Annotated in this window: 10 protein-coding genes and 2 tRNA genes; 8 read left to right on the plus strand and 4 right to left on the minus strand. The window is 63.3% G+C overall.

What is annotated here, in order from left to right:
- Positions 1–104 precede the first annotated feature (104 nt).
- A tRNA-Ser gene (locus ACVC5H_RS17770) sits at positions 105–195 on the minus strand.
- Positions 196–355: 160 nt separating this feature from the next.
- On the minus strand, positions 356–2,338 hold the full coding sequence (gene acs, locus ACVC5H_RS17775; RefSeq protein WP_489619105.1) for an acetate--CoA ligase: 1,983 nt from the start codon (positions 2,336–2,338) through the stop codon (positions 356–358).
- 408 nt (positions 2,339–2,746) lie between these two features.
- Here acs and ACVC5H_RS17780 point away from each other — a divergent pair, with 408 nt between their 5' ends.
- The 4 genes from ACVC5H_RS17780 to ACVC5H_RS17795 all read left to right on the plus strand — a co-directional run bounded on the left by ACVC5H_RS17780 (position 2,747) and on the right by ACVC5H_RS17795 (position 6,081).
- A complete protein-coding gene (locus tag ACVC5H_RS17780) occupies positions 2,747–3,358 on the plus strand; it encodes a YqhA family protein (RefSeq protein WP_489619106.1) in 612 nt (203 codons plus the stop codon).
- Between the two features lie 31 nt (positions 3,359–3,389).
- Positions 3,390–4,931 (plus strand): fumarate hydratase, encoded by a 1,542-nt coding sequence (locus ACVC5H_RS17785; protein WP_489619107.1) that lies wholly within the window; start codon positions 3,390–3,392, stop codon positions 4,929–4,931.
- 42 nt (positions 4,932–4,973) lie between these two features.
- Positions 4,974–5,867 carry a glutamate racemase gene (gene murI, locus ACVC5H_RS17790; RefSeq protein ID WP_489619108.1) on the plus strand — a complete coding sequence of 298 codons (894 nt, stop codon included), beginning with the start codon at positions 4,974–4,976 and terminating at the stop codon, positions 5,865–5,867.
- A 138-nt stretch (positions 5,868–6,005) separates the two neighbouring features.
- A tRNA-His gene (locus ACVC5H_RS17795) sits at positions 6,006–6,081 on the plus strand.
- Between the two features lie 138 nt (positions 6,082–6,219).
- Here the strand turns inward: ACVC5H_RS17795 and ACVC5H_RS17800 are convergent.
- Complete coding sequence (locus ACVC5H_RS17800) at positions 6,220–6,885, minus strand: response regulator (RefSeq protein WP_338718765.1); 666 nt, start codon at positions 6,883–6,885, stop codon at positions 6,220–6,222.
- 378 nt (positions 6,886–7,263) lie between these two features.
- Positions 7,264–8,073, minus strand: a complete 810-nt coding sequence (locus ACVC5H_RS17805; protein WP_489619109.1) for a ferredoxin--NADP reductase — start codon at positions 8,071–8,073, stop codon at positions 7,264–7,266.
- Positions 8,074–8,389: 316 nt separating this feature from the next.
- Here ACVC5H_RS17805 and ACVC5H_RS17810 point away from each other — a divergent pair, with 316 nt between their 5' ends.
- The 4 genes from ACVC5H_RS17810 (at position 8,390) to ACVC5H_RS17825 (ending at position 16,327) form a co-directional block, all read left to right on the plus strand.
- Positions 8,390–10,165, plus strand: a complete 1,776-nt coding sequence (locus ACVC5H_RS17810; protein ID WP_489619110.1) for an autotransporter assembly complex protein TamA — start codon at positions 8,390–8,392, stop codon at positions 10,163–10,165.
- Between the two features lie 56 nt (positions 10,166–10,221).
- On the plus strand, positions 10,222–14,235 hold the full coding sequence (locus tag ACVC5H_RS17815; RefSeq protein ID WP_489619111.1) for a translocation/assembly module TamB domain-containing protein: 4,014 nt from the start codon (positions 10,222–10,224) through the stop codon (positions 14,233–14,235).
- Positions 14,236–14,395: 160 nt separating this feature from the next.
- The gene (locus ACVC5H_RS17820; RefSeq protein WP_489619112.1) at positions 14,396–15,955 is read left to right on the plus strand and encodes a sensor domain-containing diguanylate cyclase; all 1,560 of its coding nucleotides are present in this window, start codon (positions 14,396–14,398) and stop codon (positions 15,953–15,955) included.
- Between the two features lie 3 nt (positions 15,956–15,958).
- A complete protein-coding gene (locus tag ACVC5H_RS17825; RefSeq protein WP_489619113.1) occupies positions 15,959–16,327 on the plus strand; it encodes a hypothetical protein in 369 nt (122 codons plus the stop codon).
- The last annotated feature ends 20 nt before the right edge of the window (positions 16,328–16,347 follow it).

Genomic DNA, 16,347 nt, shown 5'->3' on the forward strand with positions numbered 1-16,347 from the left:
AACAAAAAAGCCTCCGATCTGGAGGCTTTTTTGATGTGGCAAAAACAGATGGCAAAACCACTCTATTTCTACCGTCCAAGTCTTTGACTAGAAGACTTTTTTACTGGCGGAGAGGGGGGGATTCGAACCCCCGATAGGCTATGAACCTATACACGCTTTCCAGGCGTGCGACTTAAACCACTCATCCACCTCTCCTGGATTCGGGTTCGCGTTCAGCGAAGCCATGCATTATAGCAAGCTTCTCGGCGAAGCCAAGTCTTTTCTGCATATTTTTCAAAAAGACCATAAAAAACCGGCAGGGCCAGCGTCCGTCCTGCAACGCCCTGCCCTGCCGGCTCGCCTGCAAACGCCTGGCTTACTGCGCTTCCTTCAACTGATCCAGGATGGCCGGGTTTTCCAGCGTGGACACATCCTGCGTGATCGCCTCGCCCTTGGCCAGCACGCGCAGCAGGCGGCGCATAATCTTGCCGGAACGCGTCTTGGGCAGGTTGTCGCCAAAGCGGATTTCCTTGGGCTTGGCGATCGGGCCGATTTCCTTGGCCACCCAGTCGCGCAACTCCTTGGCGATCTGCTTGGCTTCCTCGCCGGTCGGGCGCGGGCGCTTCAGTACCACGAAGGCGCAGATTGATTCACCGGTCGTTTCATCCGGCTTGCCCACCACGGCGGCCTCGGCCACGATGCTGTTGGCGACCAGCGCCGATTCGATTTCCATGGTACCCATGCGGTGGCCGGAGACGTTGAGCACATCATCGATACGGCCGGTGATGGTGAAGTAGCCGGTCTCCTTGTTGCGCACCGCGCCGTCGCCGGCCAGGTAGATATGGCCGCCCAGCTCCTCGGGGAAGTAACTCTTCTTGAAGCGTTCCGGATCGTTCCAGATGGTGCGGATCATCGACGGCCACGGACGCTTGACCACCAGGATGCCGCCATTGCCGTTGGGAATGTCATTGCCGGTCTCGTCAACGATGGCCGCCGTGATGCCCGGCAGCGGCAGCGTGCAGGAGCCCGGCACCTGCGGCGTGGCGCCCGGCAGCGGGGAAATCATGTGGCCGCCGGTCTCGGTCTGCCAGAAGGTATCGACGATGGGGCAGTTCTCGCGGCCGACGTTCTTGTAGTACCACATCCAGGCTTCCGGATTGATGGGCTCACCCACCGAACCGAGGATGCGCAGCGACGACAGGTCGTATTGCTTGGGATGGACCTTCTCATCCGCATCGGCCGCCTTGATCAGCGAACGGATCGCGGTGGGCGCGGTGTAGAAAATGGTGGCCTTGTGGCGCGCCACCATGTCCCAGAAGCGGCCGGCGTTGGGATAGGTCGGGATGCCTTCGAAGACGATCTGGGTCGCACCCACGGCCAGCGGGCCATAGGCGATGTAAGTGTGGCCGGTGATCCAGCCGATGTCGGCGGTACACCAGTAGACATCATCGGGCTTGATGTCGAAGGTCCACTTCATGGTCAGCACGGCCCACAGCAGGTAGCCCGCCGAAGCGTGCTGCACACCCTTGGGCTTGCCGGTGGAACCGGAGGTGTAGAGGATGAACAGCGGATGCTCGGCATCGACCCATTCCGGCTCGCAGGTCTCGGGCTGGTTGGCCACCACGTCGGAGAGCCACAGGTCGCGGCCTTCGACCCAGTTGATCTCGGCACCGGCACGCTTGTAGACGACCACATGCTTCAGCGTGTCGCAGCCACCCATGGCCAGGGCTTCGTCGACGATGGATTTCAGGGGCAGTTGCTTGCCGCCGCGCACCTGGTAGTCCGAGGTCAGCACGGCCACGGCACCGGCGTCGATGACGCGCTCGTGCAGGGACTTGGCGGAAAAGCCGCCGAAGACCACCGAGTGGGTCGCACCGATACGCGCGCAGGCCTGCATGGCGGCCACGCCTTCGACCGACATCGGCATGTAGATGACCACACGATCACCCTTCCTGATGCCCAGGGACTTGAGGCCATTGGCGAACTGGCAGACCTTGCGGTGCAGTTCGCGGTAGGTCACGGGGGTGACCTTGCCATCGTCGGATTCGAAGATGATGGCGGTCTTGTCGGCATTGCCGTTTTCCAGGTTGACGTCCAGGCAGTTGTACGAGACGTTCACCTGACCATCGGCGAACCACTTGTAGAACGGCGCATTGGATTCATCCAGGGTCTGGGTGAAGGGCTTGTGCCACTGCAGGTTGTCCTTGGCCAGCCTGGCCCAGGTGCCTTCGTAGTCCTTGGCGAATTCGGCGTTCAGGGCATGGTAGGCGTCCATGCCCGAAATGGCGGCGTGCCTGGCCAGCTCGGCCGGGGGTGCGAATACGCGGTTCTCTTGCTTGAAAGTTTCGATGTCTGCCACGGTAGTCTCCACTAGGTTTGTTTTTGCTTTCCGCAAAACATAGGCCGTTTCACTTACTCAGTCCTTACACAAGCAGCGCCCATCCGGCGCGGCAGGCCGCTTGCATCAGGACTGGCCGACGATGGCCGCGCCCCTGCGCCAGCGGGGCGGCACCGCGCCATGCTGGCTTCATTGACACAGACCTTCATATCGCTGCGATGTTCTCTGATGTTCAAGACAACATATTGGCATTCTGGCACAGGACGATGTTTCCCGCAGGCACTGCACATGGCGCTTGCGGGGCGGGTCTCCGGAAATGGCCCAAGGGCGTGTAGAATACGGCCCCAAATCCGACGCCGTGCTGCCACAGCAAGGTCGGCACCACCGGATATCGCCACCATCCGCCAGCATCAAGCGTAGCCCAGACACATGAAAAACTCGTCGCCCCAACCTCCTCGCAAGATCGGCATCCTGCCCAACCTGATTTTCATGAGCCGCTGGCTGCAGCTGCCGCTCTACCTGGGCCTGATCCTGGCGCAGTGCGTCTATGTCTATCACTTCTGGGTCGAGCTGGTGGACCTGATCGGCGCGGCCATGGGCAGCGCCAGTTCGCTGGACCATATCCTCGATGCGGTCGCCATCCCCGGTGCCATCCGCCCCGAAAAGCTCAATGAACAAACCATCATGCTGGTGGTACTGGCGCTGATCGACGTGGTGATGATTTCCAACCTGCTGATCATGGTGATCGTGGGGGGATATGAAACTTTCGTCTCCCGCATGAACCTGGAAGGCCACCCGGACCAGCCGGAGTGGCTTTCGCATGTGAACGCTTCTGTCCTCAAGGTCAAGCTGGCCACGGCCATCATCGGGATCTCGTCGATCCACCTGCTCAAAACCTTCATCAATGCCAATCTGTATGACGCCAAGACGCTCATCGCCCAGACCGGCATCCATATCGCCTTCCTCTTGTCGGCCATGGCCATCGCGTATTGCGACCGGCTGATGGTGCATCCTTCCGAATCGTCCGACAAGCCGCACTGACTTTGCTTCATCCAAACCGAGAGAACCAGCCATGACCATCATCAAGCAAGACGATCTCATCGAATCCGTCGCCGCCGCGCTGCAGTACATCAGCTACTACCATCCGGCCGACTATATTCAACACCTGGCCCGCGCCTATGAGACCGAGCAAAGCCCGGCCGCCAAGGATGCGATTGCGCAGATCCTGACCAACTCGCGCATGTGCGCCGAGGGCAAGCGCCCGATCTGCCAGGATACCGGCATCGTGAACGTCTTCCTGAAGATCGGCATGGGCGTGCGCTTCGAGGGCTTCTCGGGCTCGATCGCCGATGCCGTCAACGAGGGCGTGCGCCGTGGCTACTCGCACCCGGACAACGTCCTGCGCGCCTCCATCGTGGCCGACCCGCAGTTCGAGCGCAAGAACACCAAGGACAACACCCCGGCCGTGATCCACATGGAACTGGTGCCGGGCAATACCGTGGACGTGCAGATCGCGGCCAAGGGCGGCGGCTCCGAGAACAAGACCAAGTTCGTCATGCTCAACCCGTCCGACAACCTGGTGGATTGGGTGTTGAAGACCGTGCCCACCATGGGTGCCGGCTGGTGCCCGCCGGGCATGCTGGGCATCGGTATCGGCGGCACTGCCGAGAAGGCCATGCTGATGGCCAAGGAAGTGCTAATGGAAGACATCGACATGTACGAACTCTTGAAGCGCGGTCCGCAGAACAAGACCGAAGAACTGCGTATCGAGCTCTATGAGAAGGTCAATGCACTGGGCATCGGTGCACAGGGCCTGGGCGGCCTGACCACCGTGCTGGATGTGAAGATCATGATGCACCCGACCCATGCGGCCTCCAAGCCGGTGGCGATGATCCCCAACTGTGCCGCCACCCGCCACGGCCACTTCGTGCTGGATGGTTCGGGCCCGGCCTACATGGAACCGCCGTCGCTGTCGGACTGGCCGCAAGTGCAGTGGGTGGCCGACACCGAGAAGTCCAAGCGCGTCGATCTGGATACGCTGACCAAGGAGGAAGTCGCCTCCTGGAAGCCGGGCCAGACCCTGCTCTTGAACGGCAAGATGCTGACCGGCCGCGATGCCGCCCACAAGCGCATCCAGGACATGCTGGCCAAGGGCGAGAAGCTGCCGGTGGACTTCACCAACCGCGTGATCTACTACGTCGGCCCGGTCGATCCGGTGCGCGACGAGGTGGTGGGTCCGGCTGGCCCGACCACCGCCACCCGTATGGACAAGTTCACCGACATGATGCTGGAGCAGACCGGCCTGATCTCCATGATCGGCAAGTCCGAGCGCGGTCCCGCCGCCATCGAGGCGATCAAGAAGCACAAGTCGGCCTACCTGATGGCCGTGGGTGGCTCGGCTTACCTGGTCTCCAAGGCGATCAAGTCGGCCAAGGTGCTGGGCTTTGCCGACCTGGGCATGGAAGCGATCTATGAGTTCGAGGTCAAGGACATGCCGGTGACCGTGGCGGTGGACTCCAACGGCATTTCGGTGCATAACACCGGGCCGGCCGAATGGAAGGAAAAGATCGCGCAGAGCGTGTCCCTGTCCAAGATCCCCGTCACCACGGCCTGATTTCCCTCAGGCAAACCTTGCAGCAGGAGCGCGCGCAGCACCATGAATGAAGCCGTCAAGCAGGTCAACGTGCCTTCTGCCGCAGAGACTGACAGCACCACCCCGATGCCGACCGCAGCTGATGCCGCGGTCGGCATTTTCGATTCCGGCATCGGCGGCCTGTCGGTGCTGCGGCATATTCACGCCGCCCTGCCCCGTGAACAGCTGGTCTACTTTGCCGACTCCGGCTATGCGCCCTATGGCGACAAGACCGAGGTGCAGATCGTAGAGCGCTCGCTGATCATCGCCTCTTTCTTGCTTGAGCAAGGCGTGAAGGCCCTGGTAGTGGCCTGCAATACCGCCACTGCAGCGGCCATCCAGGCCATCCGCAGCCACTGGCCGCAGCTGGTGGTGGTGGGCATCGAGCCCGGCCTCAAGCCGGCTGCCCAGCAAACCCGCAGCGGCATCGTGGGCGTACTGGCCACGCGCAGCACGCTGGCCAGCCAGCGCTTTGCCGTGCTGCAAGCGCAGATGGAGGCGCAATACCAGGTGCGCTACCTGCCCCAGGCCTGCGTGGGACTGGTGAACCTGATCGAAAAAGGCGAACTGCACTCCCCGGCCACGGTGCAACTGCTGGAACGCTATCTGGCGCCGCTCCTGGAACAAGGCGCCGACACGCTGGTGCTGGGCTGCACCCACTACCCCTTCGTGCGCCCGGCCATCGAAAGCGTCTGCCGGCGCCTGGCGGGGGCAGTGCCGGACATCATCGACACCGGCCAGGCGGTGACCCGGCAACTGCAGCGCCTGCTGGAGACCCAGGGCCTGTCCACCCAGGCTGCCACCGGTTCGCTGGCCGGCTTCACCACGGCCAGCCGCTCGACGCTGGAACAGGCGTTCAGAGGACTGCTCAAGCTCGATCCACCAGTGCAGACCTTGCAGCCGCAAGCCGGCCGATGAGGGAGTTGCGGGGCTGATGGGAAAGAAATTTCAGGGGAATTGCCAATTTGCATTGAATTTATGTTGCCATTCCCCTCAAGTGTTTGTATAATCTTTTGCTTACTTGATGACGGACGCAAGTCTGTCTGACAGTCGACGGTGGCTGTAGCTCAGTTGGTAGAGTCCAGGATTGTGATTCCTGTCGTCGTGGGTTCGAGTCCCATCAGCCACCCCAAAGATTCAAACAAAAAGCCCGGTCCTGGTGACCGGGCTTTTTGTTTTGGTGCCCCGTACATCTACAGCTCCAAATCCTCCTGAAGCTTCAGCATACAGCCGCCCCGGCCCCTCTTTCGCGGCGCCGGGGACAGGCCGCTCAGTTGATCATCCCGGTCGAATACGCATACTTGATCAACTCCGCATCCGTACTCAAGCCCAGCTTGCGCATGGCATTGTTCTTGTGGGTGCTGATGGTGCTGGGCGTGCGGGAGAGGCGCTCGCAGATTTCCCCCAGGGTCTGTCCCTCCACGAACAGGCGCACCACCTCCAGCTCGCTCTGGGTCAGCTCGCGCACCAGGCCGAAACCTTCACCTTGCGCCCAGCTCATCTCCAGCTCGCCCCGCAGCGATACCGGGAAGTACAGCTGCTTGCTGCTCTGCGTGGCCAGGCAGGCATTGATCAGCTCATCGGTCTTTTCGCGCTTGTTGATGACGGCGAAGACACCCATGCGGTACAGGCGGCGGATCACGGCGCCATTGTTCATGGCGGTATAGACGATCACCTTGGTGGAGGGATGCTCGGTCTTGAGCCGCTTGACCAGCGCGAAACCATCTGACTCGTCGCTGTCATCGGCCGGCATGGCGAAGTCGGTGATGACGATCTCGCAGGGCGCGCGCTTGAGCGCACTGATCAAGGCCTCGCCATTCTCGACCTCAAGGTCGATACGGATTTCCGGCAGGCGCGCCAGCTCACCCCTGAGCGCACCCAGCACGATGGGATGATCATCGGCAATGGCAACGTGCAGGACTTTCTTCAAATTCATGCTACCCCCAAATGGTTCAATTGACTGACAGGTGGCGACTCCGCAACTTCATGGCCCGGATCCTGCTCCCTATGGTTTGCCTCGGCTTTCGGCCCCCGATTTGTCTGCATCGATGTCGGCTCCCCGTCTCGGGCGATGCCGCAACGGCATCGCGAAAACTTCCATCCCTAGGAGATAGAGAAAATCTGGAGAAAATAGAAAGAAAACTGCGTTTTACCGCCAAAATTTCGAATTAATTCGAGGTGTCAATAGAAAATATTTGGTCCACAGCTTTTAGTGCAGATATCAGAAAATTATTTGCACTATAGTTCGATATCCTGCGAAGTTCCCTCGAATTTCTCGCTGGCTCCCTCATCTGCGCTGTCGGCGCCACCATCCTCACCAATAATCCTCGGTCACGAACTGTCCGCCACCGGTGCGTCGCAAGGGAGTCATACCGCGTTCGCGCAGCAGCTCGCGCACCTCGGTCACCATGTCCGGATTGCCGCAGGCCATGACACGGCTGTGTTCCGGGCTCAGGCTCAGACCGGCCGCCTGCTCCAGCACACCCTCCTTGAGCAGGGTCGTGATGCGTCCGGCCAGCCAGCCAGGCTCGGCCGGCAGATCAGGCTCGCGCGTCACGCAGCGCAGCAGATGCAGGCGCGCCGGCCAGCCCTGCTCACTGGCCTGCTGCTGCAGGCGGGCGAAGGTCTCGGCATAGGCCAGCTCCTCACGCTGGCGCACGCCGTGTACCACGATCAGGTCGGCGAAGCGTTGCCACACCTCGGGCTGCTGCAGGATGGAGACGTAAGGCCCCAGCCCGGTGCCGGTGGCCAGCATCCACAACTGCTGGCCATCGCTGAAACGGTCGGCGGTCATGAAGCCATAACTGAGCTTTTCCACCCAGACGGAATCGCCCGGCTGGAGCTGGTTCAGGGCTGATGTGAACTTTCCTTCAGGAACGATGATGGCGTAGTACTCCAGGTAGTCGTCACCTTCTGCGGAAGTGATCGAATAGGCACGCGAGACGACCTCGCCGCCGATCTCCAGCCCCAGGCGGGCAAACTGGCCGGCGGTGAAGCGATAACCGGCCGGGCGCGTGGTGCGAAAGCTCAACAGCTTGTCGGTCCAGCGATGCACCCACAACAGGCGCTCGCAGGTGGCTTTTTCAGAATAGGTTTCCGTACTCACACTGCTGGTACTGCTCACATGAATCTCCTTCGATAGTCTGCCGCCCGGCAGACGGTGCCGGGGCATTACAATAGCGGGATGAACAGGGTGGAGTGCCCGTTGGGCTCTCCATGACGCCATGACGCAAGTGGCGGGGCGCCGAACAAATGTCGCAGGACGACACCCGGGACGACCCGGAAATGAACCGCCCGCCGCCGGCCCCGGCCAGGAACTATCCACGCCGCGCGCGGGTCAGGCCTGGGTAGCGTGCGCCGCCAGCCCTCATCCTACCCGACTTGCCGCGCGGCGCGTCAGGGCGGCCGCCTCAACCGACAACCGATGATGCAGTGAATCAATGACTTGGACCCGCAGCCTGGCCATCGCCTTCCTCTGGTGCGCCGCCGACACCGCCCATGCCGCCTACAAGGTGCAGATCGACGCCCCCAAGCCGGTGCAGTCGCTGCTCAAGGATTTCCTCGATATCTCGCGCTACCAGGATCGTGACGACATCAGCGATGAACAGCTCAAGTTCATGATGGATACCGCCGGCGACCAGGTGCGCGAACTGACCTCCACCGAGGGCTATTTCACGCCCGTCACCAAGGTCAGCGAGCAGGACGGCGTGGCTGCCGACGGCAAGGAGGCGCTGCGCCACATCACCATCAGCGTGGACCCCGGCCCGCGCACCGAGATCAGTTCCACCGATATCAGCGTAACGGGCGTGGCTGCGCGCGAGGACCAGGCGACCATAGAGCGCCTGCGTGCGGACTGGTCGCTGCCGGTGGGACAGCCCTTCCGCCAGGAAGACTGGAACCGCGCAAAGAATGCCGGCCTGGACAAGCTGCAGCAAAAGAAATATGCCGCCGCCCGCATCGCCAGTTCCGAGGCGCGCGTCGATCCGGATGAACACCAGGCCGACCTGGCCGTACGCTATGACAGCGGTCCGGCCTTCACGTTGGGACCGCTGCAAATCACCGGGACCCGGCGCTATCCCGAATCCATCATCCGCAACGTCAATCCGCTCGTGGTCGGCGAGCCCTATGACGTCAATCGCCTGCTGGCGCTGCAGCGGCAGATCCAGAACACGTCTTATTTTTCCAATGCCATCGTGGCCATCGATGATGATCCCGAGCATCCCGACCAGACCCCGGTAAAGGTGCAGGTCACCGAGTTTCCGGCCCAGCGCATCCGTGCCGGCGTCGGTTACAGCACCGACACCGGCGCCCAGGTCGAGGGCCGCTATTCGCATTACAACGTGTTCGACAAGGCCTACGTCTTCGACAGCCAGTTGCGGCTGGAGCAGAAACGCCAGTATGGCGTGCTGTCGCTGGCCATGCCGCCGGATGACAAAGCCTTCGTCAACAGCCTCAACACCACCTACGACCGCACCAAGCTCGAAGGCGTCGACCTGCGCAGCCAGCAGGTCGGATTCAAGCGCGCGCGCAACAGCGAGAACTACGACACCACCTATTCGCTGACCTATTACCGCGATGAACTGAGCCAGGAAAACGGCGCCACCCTGCCTGCCGACACCATCGTCACGCCCGGCAAGCACCGTGCACTGGTGCCGGGTTTTGCCTGGTCGCGCCGCAATGTGGATGATCCGATCTTCCCGCGCCGGGGCAATCTGCTGACCCTGGAAGCGGGATTCGCCCTCAAGGGATTGCTGACCGACCAGACCTTCTCGCGCCTGTATGGCCGCTTCAAGCAGTTCGTACCGGTCGGCAAGCGCGACGTCGTGGTGCTGCGGGCCGAACTGGGCGGGGTCTTCACGGCCGGCAGCGCCGGTGCGGTGCCGCCCTCGCTGCTGTTTCGCACCGGCGGCAATGATTCGGTGCGCGGCTACAGCTACCAGAGCATCGGCAACGAGCAGAATGGCACCGTCTACCCGACCAAGTACCTGGCCGTGGGCAGTTCCGAATACCAGCGCTGGTTCAGCGAAAACTGGGGCGCAGCGGTGTTCTACGACGTCGGTGCCGCCGCCGACAACTGGAGCAACAAGACCTTCTATCACGGCGTGGGCAGCGGGGCGCGCTGGCGCAGTCCGGTGGGCACGCTCAACCTGGACCTGGCCTATGGCATCCAGAAGCACCAGATCCGGCCGCACATTTCGCTGGGCATCGCCTTCTAGCAAGTCATGCACGCCCGCCAGCCTCTCGTTGACCTGAATCCGAATCACCACCAAGCATGAGCGACCTGCACACCGATCAACAGCAGCCCCCTTCGGCCCCGCCACCGCGCCGCCACGCCAGGCACATCGCCGCCTGGAGCGGCGCGACCGTGGCCGTGCTGGTGCTGGCCGCTGCCGGCACCGCCCTCTACGCCACCCATACCGAAAGCGGCGCCCGCCTGCTCTGGAATACTGCCATCAAGACCCTGGACGGCAAGCTCTCCGGCCAACTGCTGGGCGGCACCGTAGCCGACGGCCTGCGCCTGCGCGACCTGCATTACCAGGATGAAAAGCGCATCCTCGACATCGACAGCATCGACGCCCGCTGGCACCTGGCGCTGCTGCGCCGCCAGTTCAGCATCGACCATCTGCGCGTGGGCAAGGTGCGGCTGAACCAGCAGCCTTCGCCGTCCGAACCGAGCAGCCTGCCGGCCTCGCTGGAGATCCCGCTGGCGCTGCAGATCAACGAGATCAGCATAGCCAGCCTGAGCCTGACGCAGGGCACCTCCACCACCGAACTCTCGCGGCTCAAATTGCACGGCAACTCCGACGGCGTGCAACACACCCTGGTGCTCGACAGCCTGACCACGCCTTATGGCGACGCCACCGCCCTGCTGCATCTGAACGGCAAGCAGCCCTTCGCCATCGGCGGCGGTCTGGAACTGGCAGGCAGCTATCAGCAGGGCCAGAACAAGGAGCAATACCAGCTGGCTGCGCAATTGTCGGGTTCGCTGCAGGAGCTGGGCATCGCCCTGACTGCCGGCGGCGACAAGCTCAAGGGTAACGCCGACATCCTGGCCACGCCCTTTGCCAGCGTGCCGCTCAAGCGCGCGCGAATCGACCTGCAGCACATCAATCCGCAAGCCTTCAACGCCGCCGCCCCGGCCGCCGACCTGACCCTGCGCGCCGACCTCGCCCCGCCTGCCGGTCTGGCCGCCGATGCACCACTGCAGGTGGCCGGTCGCATCGAACTCGACAATGCCCGCCCCGGCAACCTGGACCAGCAACTGCTGCCACTGCTCTCGGCCAGTGCCGACCTGCAGCTGGACCTGCAGCAGCAAACCCTCTCGCGGCTGGAGATCCGCCTGCCGCATCAGGCGCGCATCGACGGCAGCGGCCAGTTCCGCCCCGGCAGTACCGAGCCCGGCAAGGAAGAGCCGCTGGCTGGCCGGTTCAAGCTGCGCGTGAGCGATCTGGACTTGAGCCAGGTGCATCGCCAGGTGCGTCCGACCCGGCTGTCGGGTCCGGTGGAACTGACCCTGGCACCCGATACCCAGCAAGTCCTGCTGACCCTGCAGGACAGTACCCTGAAACTGCACGTGGACAGCCTCATCGGCGCGGACCGCGTACAACTGCGCGAAGCCTCGCTCACCGCAGGCAAATCGCGCCTGGAAACCTCCGGCACGCTGCAGACCGCCGGGGCCATGGACTATGCCATCAAAGGCCGGCTGGTCGATTTCGATCCGACCGCCGTACTGCAGGCGGTGAACCCCGCGCCCGCAAGCAAGGGCCGCAAGAGCGGCGCGAACAAGGCCACCTCCACGCCGGTGGCCGCGCGCATCAATATGGATTTCGACGCAGCCGGTGCGCTCTCTCCCGAGCTCAGGCTCAAGCTCGGTTTCCGCATCCATGACAGCAGCTATGGTGCCCTGCCCATGAGCGGCCAGGGTGACATCAACCTGGCCGGCCTGCGGCTCTTGCCCAGCCGCGCCAACGTGCAGATCGCCGGCAATATGGTGGATCTCGACGGCAGCTTCGGCAGCGCACGCGACAAGCTCAAGCTCAAGGTCGATGCACCGCAACTGGCCAGGCTGGGCTATGGATTGGCGGGCCTGCTGCGCGTGGACGGCATCCTCAGCGGCACGCGCGAACGCCCCAACCTGCTGGCCAGCTTCCAGGCCGAGCAACTGGCCTTCGGCCCGCACAAGCTGCATCACCTGTCCGGCCAGAGCGAGTTGCACAGCAACCTGGCTGCGGGCGTGGCCTCGCCCGACAACCGCCTGGCCCTGACGCTGGATGGCGATGGCTACAGCGGCCCGCAAGCCGAGCTGGCCCGCCTGGTGGTCAAGCTGGACGGCACCTATGCCAGCCACACGTTGGCCCTGCAAGCCAAGGGCAAGCTGGCCGGTCAGGTGCTGGACCTGAACCTGGCCGCCCACGGCAAGGTCACCGAAAAGACCAAAGGCCATTACGGCTGGGCCGGCAGCCTCGACCAGTTCAGCAACCAGGGCTTGCCACGCATCGCCATGGCCAGCCCGCTCATGCTCGATGCCTCGGCCGACGGCATCGAAGCGGGCAGTACCCGCATCGAGATCGACCGCACTGCCCTCGATCTCAAGCGCCTGTCCTACCGCCAGGGCCGGCTGGCCTCAGCCGGCCAGGTGCGCGCGCTGGAGGTGGGCCGGGTGCTGGAACTGGTGCAGCAATTCACCGGCACGCCGCCACCGGTCAAGACCGACCTGGTGCTGGACAGCGACTGGGACTTCACCTTGGGCGAGACCGCCAGCGGCTACCTGCAGGTGGCACGCAAGTCGGGCGACGTGCGGGTCACCACCAGCGTGGGCGAAGCCGCGCTGGGGCTGTCCGAACTGCAGCTGCGCAGCCAGTTCCAGGGCGAACGCATGAACGTGACCGGGCGCCTCAACGCCGCGCGCATCGGCACCCTGGACCTGGGCGGCGAGATCGGCCTGCGCCGTGTGGATGCCTTGCTGGCGCTCAATGCCGAGTCGCCCCTGAGTCTGAAGGCCAGCCTCGACATCCCCGCACTCAAGCGCGTGGGTGACCTGATCGGTCCGCAAGTAAGCCTCAGCGGCAAGCTGGCGGCCACCCTCAGCGCCGGTGGCACCCTGGCCCAGCCGCGGCTGTCGGGCGCCATCAATGGCGACAGCCTGGCCGTGACCGAATTCGACCAGGGTATCCAGTTGAAGGACGGCACCGTACGCATCGTCATGGACAGCAACGTGATCGATCTGCGCAAGATCGAATTCCACGGTGGCAGCGGCACCCTGCGCGCGGGCGGCAAGATCCAGCTGGGCGCGGACAACCCCGACCTCAATGCCACCCTCACGGCCGACCATCTGGAACTGTTCGCCACGCCGGACCGCCAGTTGATGCTCTCCGGCACAGGCAAGATCAGCAACGTCAACGAGCAGTTGCACGTGGATGGCAAGTTCACCGTGGACCGCGCCCTGTTCGACCTGCCCAAGAGCAGCGCCCCCAAGCTGGGCGAGGATGTGGTCATCGTCAGCCGCAGCGGCAGGAACCGCGTGGGTGCGGCAGCGTCCTCGCAAGAGAAGCTGGAAGCGGCCACCGAAAAACCGGCCAGCAAGTTCGCGCCCATCATCAACCTGGCGGTCGACCTGGGCAACAATTTCCGCTTCCATGGCAGCGGCGCGGATGTGCGCTTGCAGGGCGATATGAACGTTCGCAGCGAACCGCTCCTGCCGTTGCGCGCCACCGGCACCATCAACGTGGCCGAGGGCAGTTATGAAGCTTTTGGTACAAAACTCAATATCGAACGCGGCATCATCAACTTCCAGGGCCCCATCGCCACCCCCAACATCAACATCCTGGCCATGCGCCGCAACCAGGACGTCGAAGCCGGGGTCTCGGTCACCGGCAACGCCAACCAGCCACGGGTGCAGCTGGTCTCCGAACCGACCGTGCCGGACGATGAAAAGCTGTCCTGGATGATGTTCGGCCACGGCACGGACAGTTCCAGCATCGGCCAGCGTACCGCCAGCAGCCAGGCCCTGGCGCTGGTGGGCAATATGGGCGGCAAGCGCATTGCCAAGGACTTCGGGCTGGACCAGTTCAGCATCGGTTCCAGCGAATCGGGGCTGACCGACGACCAGGTGGTCAACCTGGGCAAGGCCATCACCGAGAAGATCACGCTGGGCTACGAGCAGAGCCTGCAAGGCGCGGCCAGCGTGGCCAAGGCCACCTGGCAGATCTCGCGACGCTGGGCGGTGGTGGCGCGGGCGGGCACCATCAATGGCTTGAACATCCAGTTCAGCCGGCGTTACGACTGAAAAGCTGTGGACCAGCAGGCCTTGCTGGTCCACAAGGCTTGCCACTGACATGGAGGAATCTGTTAATCTTCATACAAGTTCAGGACATCCCTGATAGACGCGCCCGACAAGTTTCACAACAATGGCGCGGGGGAAAGCCGTTTCGGGGGAAAGCGACGACATGCCAGAACACAGAATCCAGCGCGCATCGCGGACAGCCAAGCTGTTCGTGGTGGTGGTCTGCCTCATCATCGTAGTGCTGGAGGCATGGTCAGCCTGGCGTGCCTACGAGGTGGCCGCCGACGAAGCCATCCGCAATGCCTCCAACATGGCGCTGGCATTGACCCAGCATGCCGACCAGACCTTCAAGGAAGTCGACGTGGTGCTGCGGGGAATCCAGGAGCACATGGAATATGACGGCCCCGGCGTGGCCGGGCGCCAACGTACCCATGATTTCATGGAGGGATCGGTGGCCGCCGTCCCGCAACTGGCCAGTCTGATGGTGTATGACGAAACCGGCCTGGCCATCGGCACCTCGCAAGCCGCCCTGGAACACCGCTACATCCAGGATGATTATTTCCTGCACCACCAGCGCGTGCGGACCGACCGCGCCTACATCGGCAAGCCCATGCGCAGCCGTATCAACGGCCAATGGGTAGTGACCATGAGCCGGCGCGTGAACCATGCCGACGGCAGCTTTGCCGGGGTGGTGGTGGCCGATATCGACCTGAACCACTTCCAGCGCTACTACGAACAGTTCGCCATCGGCCGCGACGGTGCCATCCTGTTTGGCCTCAACGAAGGCACCGTGATCTACCGCCAGCCGCTGCTGAGCTATTCGATCGGGCTGGATATCTCCAAGTCGGTACTGCTGACGAAATACCTCAGCCAGGCCGAACAAGGCAGTTTCGAGCTGCGCTCCCCGCGCGACGACATCGTGCGCCTGACCAGCTTCCAGCATTGCAGTCTGTACCCCTTGTTCGTGGCGGTGGCGCTGGCCAAGGATGACGTGCTGGAAGACTGGACCCGGCGCGTCTGGATCCGTGGCATCGCCGTGCTGCTGTTGCTCACCATCATCGGCTACGGCGGCAATCGCCTGGTGGCCCAGGTGGCCGGGAGGGAAAATGCCGAGCTCGAAGCCATCACCGCCCGTACCGAACTGGAGCGTCTCTATCGCACGCTGGAAGCCCAGTCGCAGAAGGATGGCCTGACCGACGTCTTCAACCGCCGCTATTTCGACGCGGCCCTCACGGCCGAGCTGGTGCGCCTGAACCGCTCGGGCGAGTCGCTCTCGCTGATCATGGTGGATGTGGATCACTTCAAGCGCTACAACGATACCTATGGACATGCTGCCGGCGACGTCTGCCTGAGGCAGGTCGCCACGGCCTTGAACAGTGTGGCACGCCGCCAGGGCGACATCGTGGCGCGCTACGGCGGCGAGGAATTTGCGCTGATCCTGCCCAACTGCAACGCCGCCAGCGCGGCCGCCATTTCGAACCGCCTGGTGCAGGCCGTGCGGGCACTACAGATCCCGCATGAAGGCAGCTCGGTGGGCCACGTCACAATCAGTGTGGGTGCCGCCAGCCTGGCCAGTGGCAAGGGTGGACAGGTGGAGGCCCGCGAACTGATCGACACCGCCGACGCCGCCCTCTACCGTGCCAAGGCGCAAGGCCGGGACCAGGCCATCCAGCATGACTACCCGCGCCTGGCGGTGATCTCCGATTACCCGAGCCTGAGGTGAACGATGCGCTGCCTGATCCGCTACCAGCTGCGCGAAGAACAGACGCCAGCCCACCACGAATTCAGCACCGACGCCGCCGACACCGAACAGGTCATCCTGCACCTCACCGAATTCCTGCATCCGGAAGTGATCTTCGAATTCCTGCCCGTACAGCCCGGGGGCGCGGACAGCATCGCGCAGCTGCGCGATCGCATGGCGCATGCGCGCGATTACCTGGAGCAGTATTGCGGCCTGCGTAGCCTGTCGTACATGCTCTTGCCGGAGGGTGCCAGCTCGGCGCAGGGGAAATGGACCACCGTGCTGCTGAGCAGCCAGATGCCCGCTTCGCCCTCGCCTTCCAGCCCTGGGGACGGCACACAAGACGACGCCTGAACCGCCAGCGGCAACCGGAC

The organism is Herbaspirillum sp. Her3 (genome assembly GCF_057961275.1).

Excerpts from the sequence above, each read along its gene's own strand:
- murI (WP_489619108.1), top strand. The coding sequence starts at position 4,974 with ATGAATGAAGCCGTCAAGCAGGTCAACGTGCCTTCTGCCGCAGAGACT.
- ACVC5H_RS17815 (WP_489619111.1), top strand. The coding sequence starts at position 10,222 with ATGAGCGACCTGCACACCGATCAACAGCAGCCCCCTTCGGCCCCGCCA.
- ACVC5H_RS17800 (WP_338718765.1), bottom strand. The coding sequence starts at position 6,885 with ATGAATTTGAAGAAAGTCCTGCACGTTGCCATTGCCGATGATCATCCC.
- ACVC5H_RS17820 (WP_489619112.1), top strand. The coding sequence starts at position 14,396 with ATGCCAGAACACAGAATCCAGCGCGCATCGCGGACAGCCAAGCTGTTC.
- ACVC5H_RS17785 (WP_489619107.1), top strand. The coding sequence starts at position 3,390 with ATGACCATCATCAAGCAAGACGATCTCATCGAATCCGTCGCCGCCGCG.
- ACVC5H_RS17810 (WP_489619110.1), top strand. The coding sequence starts at position 8,390 with ATGACTTGGACCCGCAGCCTGGCCATCGCCTTCCTCTGGTGCGCCGCC.
- ACVC5H_RS17780 (WP_489619106.1), top strand. The coding sequence starts at position 2,747 with ATGAAAAACTCGTCGCCCCAACCTCCTCGCAAGATCGGCATCCTGCCC.
- ACVC5H_RS17825 (WP_489619113.1), top strand. The coding sequence starts at position 15,959 with ATGCGCTGCCTGATCCGCTACCAGCTGCGCGAAGAACAGACGCCAGCC.